Genomic DNA, 13,053 nt, shown 5'->3' on the forward strand with positions numbered 1-13,053 from the left:
TATGTTACGAGAACGTATGTATTGGGTATTTCAATGCGGCGGTTGGATCGCTTGGATTCTCAATGAGGCGGTGTTGTACACAAATCAATATGGCTGGCATTGGGCCTGGCTATATGCGTCCATGGCCAACATCTCGTTAGCCATTTTACTCACCCACCAATACAAACGTATCGCGAAGCATTTTGCCTGGCAAGACTTGCCTCTTTTTGCGATGTTGCGCAATCATTTCATCGCCCTTTGTGTGATGGCGAGTTGCTTAGTTGCATTGAATTTACCCATCGACCAATACTTATTAGGGGAGAATTTTGAAGTCCAAATTAGCCCTTTCATCATCACCCAATACCTCTTCAATTTTATGAAGCCGTTGGCGATTTGGATGTTGATCTATTTCTTCTTCCAATATTCGAAAAAGCAACTCGTGATGGAACGGGAAAACAATCAACTCGAACGAGCGATTCAGGAAACGGAGGGCAAAGTTTTGCGCGCACAGATGAACCCCCATTTCGTATTCAATGCCCTCAATAGCATTCGTGCGCTGATTACAGAAGATCCAGCTAAGGCCAAAAAAGGGATCAACCAACTCTCCAAACTGCTCCGAAGCTCCCTGCTTACCGAGCGTAAAAAGACGATCTCGATTGCGGAAGAATTAGACACGATCATCGACTACCTGAACCTCGAAAAGATCCGCTACGAAGAGCGCCTGATGTGGAAAATAGACGTTGCTAAAGAAATACAGCAAGCCCAAATTCCACCGATGCTGGTACAAACCTTGGTGGAGAATGCAATTAAGCATGGGATTGCTCATTCTTCAAAAGAAGGCTTGATTGAAATCAAGGGAGAGCTACTAGGCGATCAAATTCAATTACAAGTAATCAACCCCGGTCATTTAAAATCCCGAGGCGAATCTACCGGCATTGGTTTGATTAACTCGCAAAACAGACTCACTTTATTGTTTGGGGAGACCGCTCATATTGACTTAAAACCTTTGGACAAAAATCACGTCCTAGCTTCCGTGACGATTCCGTACCTTGCTGAAACAATAGCCTAATTCCCCTATGAGAGCCATCATCGTTGACGACGAACGCCTTGCCAGAAATGAACTGAAACGTTTATTAGAAAACTTTCCCTCTATCGAGGTGGTAGGAGAAGCGGCTAATACGGTGGAGGCTAGTCAACTCATCGAAGAATTACAACCCGATGTGGTCTTTTTAGACATTCAAATGCCCGGTAAAACGGGTTTTGAATGGCTAGAAGAATGGGACGGCTTTTTGCCTGAAATCATCTTTACGACAGCTTTCGATGAATATGCATTAAAAGCATTCGAGGTAAATGCGTTGGACTATTTATTGAAGCCAATTGAATTAGCCCGTTTAAGTGAAAGCATTCAAAAATTAGAATCTCGTTTTCAGCGTCCTGCCTCCACAGAAAAATCAGTCACATCGAATCACGTATTAGGCGGCAATGATCAGATATTCGTAAAAGATGGGGAGAAATGTTGGTTTGTACGCTTGGATCGCGTGCGCTTGTGCGAATCGATGGGAAATTATGTTCGTTTGTTTTTTGACGACCAAAAACCCCTTGTCTTAAAATCCCTTAATTCCTTAGAGGAACGATTAGATCCGAAATTATTCTTCCGTTGCAACCGTAAGCACATCGTAAACCTGAACTTCATCGATAAGATCGAACCTTGGTTTTCAGGCGGTTTGCAAGTGACCTTAAAGGGGGATAAAGCGGAGAAAATCGAAATTTCTCGCCGTCAATCCATCCGCTTTAAGGAGCTTCTGTCTCTGTAACTTTCGTTCGAGAAGGGGCCTCTCCTAATAAAAATCCATAGGGCTCTAAACTAGGGATAGAATCGAAAATAACTTTCATCACCGCTGTCAGTGGCAACGCCAAAATCAAACCCGGGATTCCCCACAGTAATTCCCCACACAACAAGGCCAGCATCGCCACCATCGGGTTCATACTCACTTTCGAGCCTACCACGAGCGGAGTAATAAAATTAGCTTCGATAAATTGCGCAGCAGCAACCCATGCCACCACCGCCAAAGCGTGAGACGGGCTTAAAGTCACTAGGCTCAATAGAATGGGCAAAATCGCTCCCATCCAGATGCCGATATACGGAATCAATAAAAGTATTCCGGTTAAGAATCCGAAAAACACGGGGTATTCCACCCCTATCCACCAAAATCCTATAGAATTCAATATCCCTACGATTAACATCACCACCAGTAAACCTACCAAATAGCCTTGCACCACAGAACCTGTTTTTTCCATTACTTTGGTTAACACCTCTCCCTCTGTTTTAGGAAAAATTTTCTGCAAAAAGCTAGCGAAGAAATCCCGGTAGAATAAGAAGAAAAAGGTAAAAACGGGAACTAAAATCAAGGCAGAAATGGCATGAAGAGCCGTAGAAAAAGTCGTACTAATGATAACCCCTGAATTTTTCACAAGGGACATCAACTCATTACTAAATTCCACCATTTGCTTCCGGCGGGAGATATTGAAATTCGCTGAAATAAAGGATTGAAAACTAGAGATCCACTTTTCGGCTTTTTGGGTAAAGAGTGGAAGTTCAGAGGAGAATTCCGTTATTTGGGTGACTGCGATGATTAATAAAGCAGATATCAACGCAAAAGAGAGTAAAATAGCGATGCTGATAGCCAAAGAACGCGGAAAGCCTTTGGCTTCCATGAAGTTACTCGCTGGCAATAGCAACAGCGATAAGACGAGTGCAAAAGAAAGCAAAATCAACAGGTCCTGAAGTAAATAGGCTGCAGTTATAATCAAGGCCATCGATAAGAGGGCACTTGATAATTTAGAGGAGTAAGCGGTGTTGTTTGACATATCTAATAAATTAACAATTCCATAACATACAACTTTCTATATTTGTGTCGTAATCCGTTCAAAACTATGGCAACAGCTTCACCCGCATACAAAATTCTACTCGTAGATGATGATGCAGACATATTGGAGTTATTGGAATACAATTTACTAAAAGAAAACTTTCTTTTAGCAAAAGCTACGAATGGAAAAGAAGCCATCGCTACCGCGAAATCGTTCCAGCCTCACTTAATCATCATGGATGTGATGATGCCAGAAATGGATGGAATCGAAGCAGCCCGCCAAATAAAATCAAATCCTGAATTCAAAAATACCCTTATCCTGTTCCTAACGGCACGCGGAGAAGAGTATACGGAGATTGCTGCTTTTGAAAGCGGAGCTACAGATTATGTAGTGAAGCCCATCAAATTACGTGCCTTAATCAGCCGAATTAATGCCTTACTAACGCGCGAAGTGGCGGTTCCTGAATCGAAAAACGATGTTATTTCTATTGGGGATTTAGTCATTGACCGGGTACAATACGCGGCGACATTCCAAGGAAGAGCCTTGATTTTACCTAAAAAGGAATTTGAATTACTCTCTTTCTTAGCGAAAAATCCGAACAAGGTTTTCAACCGTGATGAGTTATTAGAGAAAGTTTGGGGATCGGATGTATTTGTAGTTGAACGCACCGTGGATGTTCATATCCGTAAATTGCGCGAGAAAATTCCAGAATATTACATCAAAACGTTAAAGGGAGTAGGCTATTTATTTTCAATCGACAAAGCCTAATTGCCCATTTTTAGGTAAATTGCATCCCGAATGATGCGCCTACTTTTCCTCCTATTTTTCAGCCTACTTTTCAGCAGCTTACGAGCTCAAGGACCTAAACGTGAGTTAAGGGGAGTTTGGGTAGCGACTGTACAAAACATTGACTGGCCTAGTCCGCACAATTACAACGGCGCAAAACAAAAATCCGAATTTATCGACCTGTTGAATTCCCATCAAAAAACAGGAATCAATGCCCTTTTCGTCCAAGTACGAACCGCCTCTGACGCACTTTATGCAAAAAGTGCAGAACCCTGGACGACCTACCTTTCTGGAAAACAAGGGGTGGCACCTAGTCCCTATTATGATCCTTTAGAGTTCATGATCGACCAGACCCATGCCAGAGGGATGGAGTTTCACGCGTGGTTAAACCTGAATCGCGCCTCTATGTCGTCTCGTTCCCTATTGAGTTCAGAACACGTAGCTAGAAAGCATCCGGAATGGCTTTTGAGCTATAATGGGCAATTGCTTTTTGATTTTGGAATTCCAGCTGTTCGCCATTACATTGCAGGTTTAGTGCGCAATATTATCCAAAACTATGATGTGGATGGCATCCACTTTGACGATTATTTCTATCCTTATCCAGATCCTAAATCAAAATTAACCGATGACGATACTTTCCAGAAATACCGCTTGGCGGGGGAATCGAAAGCAGACTGGAGACGTAGAAATACGAGTGCATTAATTCAAGAAATATCCGAGACGATTCGCAAGACGAATCCGAAAGTCAAGTTTGGAATTAGCCCCTTTGGAATTTGGCGACATAAAACATCCGATCCAGTGAATGGGTCACCCACCACGCGGGGTTTGCAATCATATGACGATTTATACGCAGATACGGATCACTGGTTAAAGCAGGGTTGGCTAGATTATATCGCACCTCAATTATATTGGGACACAGCACATCGCGTGGCGCCTTTTAAGCCTTTAGCGGATTGGTGGAACGCGCACTCCTATGGGAAACCGGTGTATTTTGGGATGGCGTCCTACCATCTAGGGGATGTTTGGACGAACAAGGAGATGAAAAAGCAGGTAGAAATTAGCCGCAGTATGAAAAATGGTCAAGGTCTGATTTTTTACAGCTCGACTTCATTGACAAAAAACACGAAGGCCTTTCGAGATACTTTGCGCACAAACTATTTTGCCCACACCGCTTTATTACCCACCACACCTTGGCTAGATAGCATCCCGCCACATACTCCAGCGCAGGTGTTTTTGACGAACAAAAAGTTGCAATGGCAAGCGGGTGAAAAATCAGATGATGGAGACCCTGTGGCTTATTATGTGGTTTACCGTATCGGAAAACAAGACAAAAAACAACTTGAAGACCCTAGGAATATCATATACAAGGGAAAAGCAAATGAAGTAAATTTAGAACAAGATGACCTAAAACCGGGTTATGGGTTTACGGTTACGGCTTTTGATCGACTCCACAATGAGAGTCGACCTAGTGCCATTCAATGGGTTAAGCCCGTTAATAACGATTAATATGCATTTAAAAATTAAAGAAATCACGGACGAAACGATCGACACGAAGACGATCCATTTTTGGCAACCGATACACGATGCCTTACATTACTTATCAGGTCAATTCTTAACCGTCATTCCTGAAATCGAGGGCAAAAAAGTCCGCAGAAGTTATAGTTTATCTTCATCCTCGAAGACCGATATGTCCCCAGCTATCACGGTAAAACGTATCGAGGGAGGCTTAGTGTCAAACTTTCTCTGCGACACCTTGAAAGAAGGCGATAGCCTAGAGGTATTGGAACCCATGGGGAATTTTACCCTGGAAGCCAGTCATGAAGCTGCGAAAAACTACGTCTTCGTGGGCGCGGGTTCAGGGATCACGCCTTTATTATCGATGATTAAAACGATCTTACACGGCGAACCTTTGTCCAAGATCCACTTGATTTACGGTTCTCGTCACGAGGATCAGATTATCTTCAAAAAGGTGTTGGACTCTTTGGAATCTTTGCATTCAAATCGTTTCAAAGTATTACATGTCATCTCTCAACCGGCAGCGAATTGGCCAGGTTTGAAAGGTCGAATTAATCAGGCTTCGATTGTCTATTATTTGAAGCAGGAATTAGGTCTTGACATCGCGTCTGCGCATTATTATTTGTGCGGACCTCAAGGAATGATGACGGAGGTACAATCGTCTTTAGCGATGTTTGATGTCCCGGCGGGTCAAATTCACCAGGAGTCTTTTGGGGTGGTCGCTAGTGAAGCAATGGAGCAGGCTGAAGAGGATGGCTCGTTGCAAACGCAGGAAGTAACCTTGATTTACGAAGGAAAGGAACATAAAATTACCGTTCAGCCGAGTGAAACGATTTTAGAGGCGGCTTTGGAGGCCGACTTAGACATTCCCTATTCTTGCCAAGCAGGCATGTGTACGGCTTGTATGGGTCTTTGCCAAAGCGGGAAAGTGGGAATGGACGAGGAAGACGGTTTGACCCCAGGCGAAATCGCTAAGGGCTATATATTAACTTGCGTGGCGCATCCATTGAGCGCTGGCGTAGTGATTGACTTAGATTAATATGAAACAGAGAATATTTTTACCGGCAGATTTTCAATTAAGTACGTGGGAATCGGTATTGCCCTATTTTGAGAAATTGAGCGCCACTCAGATTTCTAGCATTACTGATTTACGCGCTTTTTGCACGAACCGCTCCGAATTAGAATCCTATCTATCGGAAAACTTCGCTTGGCGCTACATCAAAATGTCTTGCGATAACCAAAACGAGGCTTTGCAAACGAGCTACGCGCAGTTTGTGAACGAAATCATGCCCAACGCCTCTGTTTTTGATGATGCTTGGAACAAAAAAGTGATCGAAAGTCCATTCGTGAACGAGCTAACAGAAACGGGATTCCCGGTGATGTTGCGCGGCCTGAAAAAGGCCATCGAAATCTTCCGCGAAGAAAATATTCCCTTGTTCACAGAATTACAAAATCTAGAAACCAATTATGGGGCTTTAACTGGCGCCTTGATGGTTACGATAAAAGGAGAGGAAAAAACCTTGCAACAGGCGGGGGCTCTTTTGGAGTCCACGGATCGCGTGGAACGCGAAGAAGTGTACCAAACGATGGTTCAAAAGCGTTTGACGATCAAAAATGAGTTAAACGATTTGTATACCTCGTTAATCGAGAAGCGACACCAAGTAGCTTTGAATGCGGGTTTTGAAAACTACCGAGATTATGCTTTTGCGAGCTTAGGCCGTTTTGATTATGGTCCGGCGGAATGTTTTGAATTCCACGAGGCAGTGGCTGAAACCGTTGTTCCTTTATTAAACGAGGCGGCGGAGAAGCGCAAAGAGGAGATGGGCTTGGATGCGTTGAAACCTTTTGATAAGGCGGTGGATCCATTAGGTCGTGGACCTTTGAAACCATTCGAAACGGGAGAGGAATTATTGAAAAAGACGATCAGCGTTTTCGACGAGATGGATCCGTTCTTAGGTAACTGCCTAAAGGAAATGGTGACGCTTGATCGTTTCGATTTAGACTCGCGCAAGGGGAAGAATCCAGGCGGCTATAATTATCCATTAGAGGAGACGGGCTATCCGTTCATCTTTATGAACGCGGCGGGAACAGTACGAGATGTGGTGACTTTGTTACACGAAGGTGGGCATGCGGTTCACAGTATTTTGACCAAAGACCTAGCCTTAAATTCCTTCCGTAATTTTCCATCTGAGGTGGCTGAGCTAGCTTCGATGAGTATGGAATTGATGACGATGGACCTGTGGGGACATTATTTCACGAATCCCGAAGAGGCGAAACGTGCCAAAATTAAACACTTGGAAGACATCTTAGAAACACTTCCCTGGGTGGCGACAATCGATGCTTTCCAGCATTGGGTGTATGAAAATCCATCCCATACAGTAGCACAACGCGAAGAGAAGTGGAATGAGATCGTTTCGAAATTCTCGGATACGGTGACGGATTGGACGGGATTAGCGGAGGTGCGGTCGAATATCTGGCAAAAACAATTGCACCTATTCGAAGTGCCTTTCTACTATATTGAGTATGCGATTGCGCAATTAGGGGCGTTGGCGGTTTGGCGTAATTATTGCCAAAATCCGAAAAAAGCCCTCGAGCAATACATCGCGGCACTTTCGTTAGGTTACACGCAGCCGATGAAAACGATTTATGCTACAGCCGGCATCGAATTCAATTTCAGCAAGCCGTATATCCAGGAATTAATGAACTTTTTAGCAGATCAAATTAAAAAAATTGAGGAAAGTTAGGCGAACGATGACCTATTCCTTATTTTTGCAAATAATTATTGACACAGCCTTATGAAATTAACGAATTTACTTTCTTTAGTAGCCATTTTAGCGGTAGCGACTTCTTGTGATTACCAAAAAAACAACACAATCAAACAAAAAGACGTGCGCAAAGGCGATGAGTATGTGTACGGTGTTCACCCAGACAGCGCAGCTGCTCAATCAAAATTAAAGTATGATGCGAAGCCAGAACTAGAAGTGAAAGCGAATGCCATCCGTGAAAAATTATTCAAAGGAAAAGCGATTAATCAAGGAAACTAATTCCTTGTAAACATAGATATAAAAGAAGCCGGTTTATCCGGCTTTTTTTGTGGGTTGAATAGTGGTCCTACTAAGATTAATGCACCAGCATATCCCTTAAAAAAGTCAACTGGTAAATTCCGGCTACATAGATCAGCGACCAAAATAGAGAGGAGATTCCCATAAAGAATAGGATGCGCGGGGTAGGCACTTTAAACGATAGGGCTAACAAACTACCTCCAATGGGTGTGAAAATCAAGGGCATAAGTGCTGCGATACCCTTGATTCCAAAACGTCGCCAAATATCCACAGCATAACGAACACGCTTAGAAAACAACTTGGGTTTCGAGGTCCTGTATTTAGAGACTAATCCTAAAATTGCTTTTCCAGATGTGATGATAATGGTTACCATAATCATTGCACCAAGCCAAGTGAAAAGTACAGTTTCGTACCATGCTAACCCTAGGCTAAAACCCGTAATGGGTCCAGCGATGAACTTCAATCCCGTGGCGATCATTACACCAGAATAGGCTGCCCAAGACATTATTTCGCAGATTGAAAGATGGATTTCCCTTTGTCTAAGAATCTAACAAAGTGATCAACATTCGCATCGAAAGCTACCGGTTGAACCATCGGCTTATCATCTTTACGCGGGTCAAGCAAAACATAATGCGGTTGCGCATTCGAGTTGAATCGGTCGATTTGGAAGTCCAGGTTTTGGTCCCCTAAAGTTTTCTTCTCCTGACCATCCACTTTCGAGGTATACCACTTATCTGCCGGCAATTCTGTCTTGTCGTCACAATAAAGTGCAACCACTACGTAATCGTTCTTTAACCGCCGCAACACTGCCGGATCCGACCACACATATTCCTCCATCTTCCGGCAATTCACACAACCATGGCCAGTAAAGTCGATAAACAAAGGTTTGTTTGCTTGTAACGCAGCGGCTTTCGCCTGTTCGAAATCAAAATACCCGTCTAGGCCTAATGGCAACTCTAAGAAATCGCTGTATAAAGCATTATTTGTTTGTGCGGCAGGCTCAACGGCTTGCGAACCCTTAAAATCTTGTGAATTCATCGGTGGCAACCAGCCTGAAAGCCCTTTCAATGGCGCGCCGAACATCCCTGGAACTAAGTAAATAACAAAGGCTAAAACAGTCGTAGCAAACAAAGTACGTGGTACCGACAGATTCTTCGCAGGACCATCGTGTGGTAAGGAAATCTTACCGAATAAATACAAGGTCAAAGCCGTAAAGATCGCAATCCAAATCGCTAAGAAGATCTCGCGATCCAATAAGTGCCAATGGTAAACCTGATCCGCCACACTCAAGAATTTAAACGCAAGCGCAATTTCTAAGAAGCCTAACACCACTTTTACCTCATTCATCCAATTACCCGATTTAGGCAATTTTTGCATGAATCCAGGGAATATCGCGAACAACGTAAATGGAATGGCGAAAGCTAAGGAGAAGCCTAACATACCGACAATCGGTTTCAAGAATACACCTTGAGAAGCCGCAATTAAAATGGATCCGGCGAGTGGTCCTGTGCAAGAGAACGAAACCAACACGAGGGTAAAAGCCATGAAAAACACGCCAATGAATCCGCCTTTGTCCGACTTCGCATCCACGGTGTTCACCAAATTTGATGGCAACACAATTTCAAACGCCCCTAAGAACGAGATCCCGAAAAGAATGAATATCGTAAAGAAAAGCATATTCGGAATCCAGTGCGTGCTCAAGAAGTTCGCAAAACTGGCCCCAGCAAAGAAGGCTAATAGTGTTCCGAAAAACACATAAATCAACACGATAAATCCACCGTATAAGAAAGCTAATCCTTTTCCGCCCTTTTGCTTCGTGAAGAAACTTACGGTCATCGGGATCAACGGGTAGACACATGGCGTCAATAAAGCCAGGAATCCGGCACCTAAGGCGATCCAGAAAAAGCCGAAAAGGGAATCGTCTTCGGGAACTTCCGACGCTTCAGTTGATGCGGCCACTACGGTAGGTTTTGCAACTACAGAATCTAGAGGAGCTGATGGCTGCACAACAGGAGCAGCGGCTGAGTCAGCCGTAACTTCCATCTCCGCCTTTCCTTTCAAACTAAATGTGCCTTTGATAGGAACACAAAGGCCTGAAACATTAGAGCAAGATTGAGAATCGTAAGAACCCTCAATCAGGTAATCTGAGGCGGTAATTTTGATTTTTTGACGAAATTCGGCTTGCTCTGTGAAATAGGTATAGGTACCATTCCAAATCTCCGTATCGTTTTTCGAGTGTGGGTTGATCGCTTTCAAACCACCCACTGTTTGATAGCCTATCCCTGATTTAAAAGTGACGGTAGTCACTGTAGGCCCTAAATCCTTGTCAAAATCAGACGAATACAGATACCAATCTTTCTCAATTGCGACTTTAAAAATGACCTCAGCTTGCTCCCCTACTTTCGGGTTTAGAGGCTTAATGGACCATGACCATTTAGCGGGAGTAATCTTTTGGGCAAGAGCCGGGATGGCTAAGAATGCCAGCAAAAGAAAGGCGATATATTTTAATTTCATGTTTGTCTCAAAATGCAAAACCAAAATTAAGAAAAAAGCGCAGAAACGTGCGTGATATTTGTCTTATTATAGGCTCTTTTCGTTTTTCAATTCGGAGAAAAAAACGTAATTTTGACCTTTCAAATTGTAATCCAGCACCCATTCATTTTTATGGCATCCACTTTCCCTACACAACGAGACAAAGAAATTTTTGACCTGATTAATCAGGAGGCACATCGCCAAGAATTTGGCATTGAATTGATCGCCTCTGAAAACTTCACATCGCCACAAGTGATGGAAGCACAGGGAAGTGTTTTAACGAACAAATACGCAGAAGGACTACCAGGAAAGCGCTATTATGGGGGATGTGAAGTAGTGGATGAAGTGGAAACGTTAGCGATTGAGCGTGCGAAGAAATTATTCGGCGCGACTTGGGCAAACGTTCAACCGCACTCTGGTGCGCAAGCGAATGCGGCGGTATTCTTATCGTTCTTAAACCCAGGTGATAAAATCTTAGGTTTTGATTTGTCTCATGGTGGTCACCTTTCACACGGTTCACCAGTGAACTTCTCGGGTAAGTATTTCCAAGCGTTCTTCTACGGTGTAGAGAAAGAAACAGGATTGATCGATTGGGACAAAGTAGAAGCAACTGCATTAAAAGAAAAACCAAGATTGATCATTTGTGGAGCGTCAGCTTATTCTCGTGATTGGGATTATGCACGTCTTCGCGCCATCGCGGACCAAGTAGGGGCGATTTTATTAGCTGACATTTCACACCCATCTGCGTTAATCGCAAAGGGTTTATTGAATAACCCGGTTCAACATTGCCACATTATCACGACTACGACGCACAAAACACTTCGTGGACCACGTGGTGGTTTGATTATGATGGGGAATGATTTTGAGAATCCATTTGGCTTTAAAACCTTAAAAGGAGAATTGAAAATGATGTCTGCGTGTTTAGATGGCGCCGTGTTCCCAGGAACGCAGGGTGGTCCATTAGAGCACGTGATTGCGGCAAAAGCGATTGCATTTGGCGAGGCATTAACTCCTACGTTTGAGGCATATGCAAAGCAGGTGCAGTCGAATGCGCAAGCGATGGCGAAAGCATTTTTAGCAAAAGGTTACGACATTATCTCAGGAGGTACTGATAACCACTTAATGTTAATTGACTTACGTCCGAAAGGATTAAGCGGTAAATTAGCGGAGAACACGTTGATTCAAGCCGATATTACAATTAACAAAAACATGGTTCCATTCGATGACAAGTCTCCATTCGTTACTTCAGGTATGCGTGTGGGAACGGCGGCGATGACAACACGTGGTTTGAAAGAAACGGATATGGCTCAAATCGTGGAAATGGTCGACAAGGCTTTGATGAACCACGATAATGAGGCGGTATTGAAGTCAATCAAAGGAGAAGTAAATGAGTGGGTGAAGCAATTCCCTTTATACCTTTAATTAATTATGGCAACAGATCAAGATTTTGATGATTTCGAAGATGATGAAGTATCGGATGGCACAGAAATGTCCTTCCTGGGGCATCTAGAAGAATTAAGATGGCACATTCTGCGATCTGTTGCTTCCTTTTTTGTCTTTGCAATAGGCGCCTGGTTTTTCCGTGAATTCATCTTCAGTTCGGTCATTTTAGGGCCAACTAAAGCAGATTTTATTACGAACCAAATTTTGTGCCAAGTTGGTGACCTGGTTAACATGCCTAGTTTGTGCATGCAAAAGGCGGAGTTTATTCTTCAAAGCAGAGAAGTATCTGGTCAATTCATGATGGCACTTTCTCAGTCTATTATCGTAGGCCTTTTATTTGCCTTTCCCTACATGTTCCATGAATTATGGCGCTTCATTAAACCCGGCTTGAAAAGTAAGGAATTGAAAGCAGCCCGAGGGGCCGTTTTTTGGGTTTCTTTATTGTTTTTTACGGGGGTTGCTTTTGGTTATTATGTCGTGGCACCCATGGCAATTAACTTTTTAGCTAATTTCAAATTAGATCCGACCATTCAAAACCAATTTGATATCAACGATTATATTTCGTTATTATCGATGTTAACTTTGGCCTGTGGGATCACTTTTCAATTACCCATGATCGCCTTTGTGCTTTCACAAGTAGGCATTTTAACCCCGACATTCATGCGGGAATATCGTAGACATGCCATCATTGTCATATTTATCGTGGCGGCGATCATCACTCCATCTCCAGATGTGATTTCTCAACTTTTAGTGGCATTCCCACTACTTGGATTGTATGAAATCAGTATTGGCGTTTCAGGCCGCGTCTTGAAGCGTAAAATGAGAGAAGAAGCGATGGAATCGAATTCTTAATCGGATTCTCAACAAC

The 13,053-nt window shown here is 43.3% G+C and carries 12 protein-coding genes; 9 read left to right on the top strand and 3 right to left on the bottom strand.

Annotated elements, in window-relative coordinates:
* The first annotated feature begins 1 nt into the window (after position 1).
* A complete protein-coding gene (locus SKC37_RS11195) occupies positions 2 to 1,048 on the top strand; it encodes a sensor histidine kinase (RefSeq protein WP_377981550.1) in 1,047 nt (348 codons plus the stop codon).
* Between the two features lie 7 nt (positions 1,049 to 1,055).
* Positions 1,056 to 1,793 (top strand): LytR/AlgR family response regulator transcription factor, encoded by a 738-nt coding sequence (locus tag SKC37_RS11200; protein WP_377981551.1) that lies wholly within the window; start codon positions 1,056 to 1,058, stop codon positions 1,791 to 1,793.
* Here SKC37_RS11200 and SKC37_RS11205 read toward each other — a convergent pair.
* Positions 1,771 to 2,847 carry an AI-2E family transporter gene (locus tag SKC37_RS11205; RefSeq protein ID WP_377981552.1) on the bottom strand — a complete coding sequence of 359 codons (1,077 nt, stop codon included), beginning with the start codon at positions 2,845 to 2,847 and terminating at the stop codon, positions 1,771 to 1,773. The two genes, SKC37_RS11200 and SKC37_RS11205, sit on opposite strands and share 23 nt — an antisense overlap.
* Positions 2,848 to 2,913: 66 nt before the next feature.
* Here SKC37_RS11205 and SKC37_RS11210 point away from each other — a divergent pair, with 66 nt between their 5' ends.
* From SKC37_RS11210 to SKC37_RS11230, 5 genes are read left to right on the top strand one after another with little or no spacing between them, the layout of a single operon-like run.
* Positions 2,914 to 3,615: a response regulator transcription factor gene (locus tag SKC37_RS11210; RefSeq protein WP_377981553.1), complete on the top strand. Its 702-nt coding sequence runs from the start codon at positions 2,914 to 2,916 to the stop codon at positions 3,613 to 3,615.
* A gap of 30 nt (positions 3,616 to 3,645) precedes the next feature.
* Positions 3,646 to 5,139, top strand: coding sequence for a glycoside hydrolase family 10-like protein (locus SKC37_RS11215; protein WP_377981554.1), 1,494 nt, complete (start codon positions 3,646 to 3,648; stop codon positions 5,137 to 5,139).
* 1 nt (position 5,140) lies between these two features.
* Positions 5,141 to 6,187: a 2Fe-2S iron-sulfur cluster-binding protein gene (locus SKC37_RS11220; protein ID WP_377981555.1), complete on the top strand. Its 1,047-nt coding sequence runs from the start codon at positions 5,141 to 5,143 to the stop codon at positions 6,185 to 6,187.
* A gap of 1 nt (position 6,188) precedes the next feature.
* Positions 6,189 to 7,892: a M3 family oligoendopeptidase gene (locus SKC37_RS11225; protein WP_377981556.1), complete on the top strand. Its 1,704-nt coding sequence runs from the start codon at positions 6,189 to 6,191 to the stop codon at positions 7,890 to 7,892.
* Positions 7,893 to 7,943: 51 nt separating this feature from the next.
* A complete protein-coding gene (locus SKC37_RS11230; RefSeq protein ID WP_377981557.1) occupies positions 7,944 to 8,192 on the top strand; it encodes a hypothetical protein in 249 nt (82 codons plus the stop codon).
* Positions 8,193 to 8,268: 76 nt separating this feature from the next.
* On the opposite strand, the gene SKC37_RS11235 is transcribed toward SKC37_RS11230, so the two are convergent.
* Positions 8,269 to 8,715, bottom strand: coding sequence for a hypothetical protein (locus tag SKC37_RS11235; protein WP_377981558.1), 447 nt, complete (start codon positions 8,713 to 8,715; stop codon positions 8,269 to 8,271).
* Positions 8,715 to 10,724, bottom strand: a complete 2,010-nt coding sequence (locus SKC37_RS11240) for a protein-disulfide reductase DsbD family protein (RefSeq protein ID WP_377981559.1) — start codon at positions 10,722 to 10,724, stop codon at positions 8,715 to 8,717. Before SKC37_RS11240 ends, SKC37_RS11235 begins: the two co-directional genes overlap by 1 nt.
* A gap of 150 nt (positions 10,725 to 10,874) precedes the next feature.
* On the opposite strand from SKC37_RS11240, the gene glyA reads away from it, so the two are divergent.
* On the top strand, positions 10,875 to 12,164 hold the full coding sequence (gene glyA, locus SKC37_RS11245; protein ID WP_223131031.1) for a serine hydroxymethyltransferase: 1,290 nt from the start codon (positions 10,875 to 10,877) through the stop codon (positions 12,162 to 12,164).
* Positions 12,165 to 12,170: 6 nt separating this feature from the next.
* Entirely contained in the window at positions 12,171 to 13,037 is an 867-nt protein-coding gene (gene tatC, locus SKC37_RS11250) for a twin-arginine translocase subunit TatC (protein WP_377981560.1), read from the top strand.
* Positions 13,038 to 13,053: the final 16 nt, after the last annotated feature.

It is taken from the genome of Aquirufa esocilacus (genome assembly GCF_042715595.1).
In the GTDB taxonomy this organism is placed as follows: Bacteria; Bacteroidota; Bacteroidia; order Cytophagales; family Spirosomataceae; genus Aquirufa; species Aquirufa esocilacus.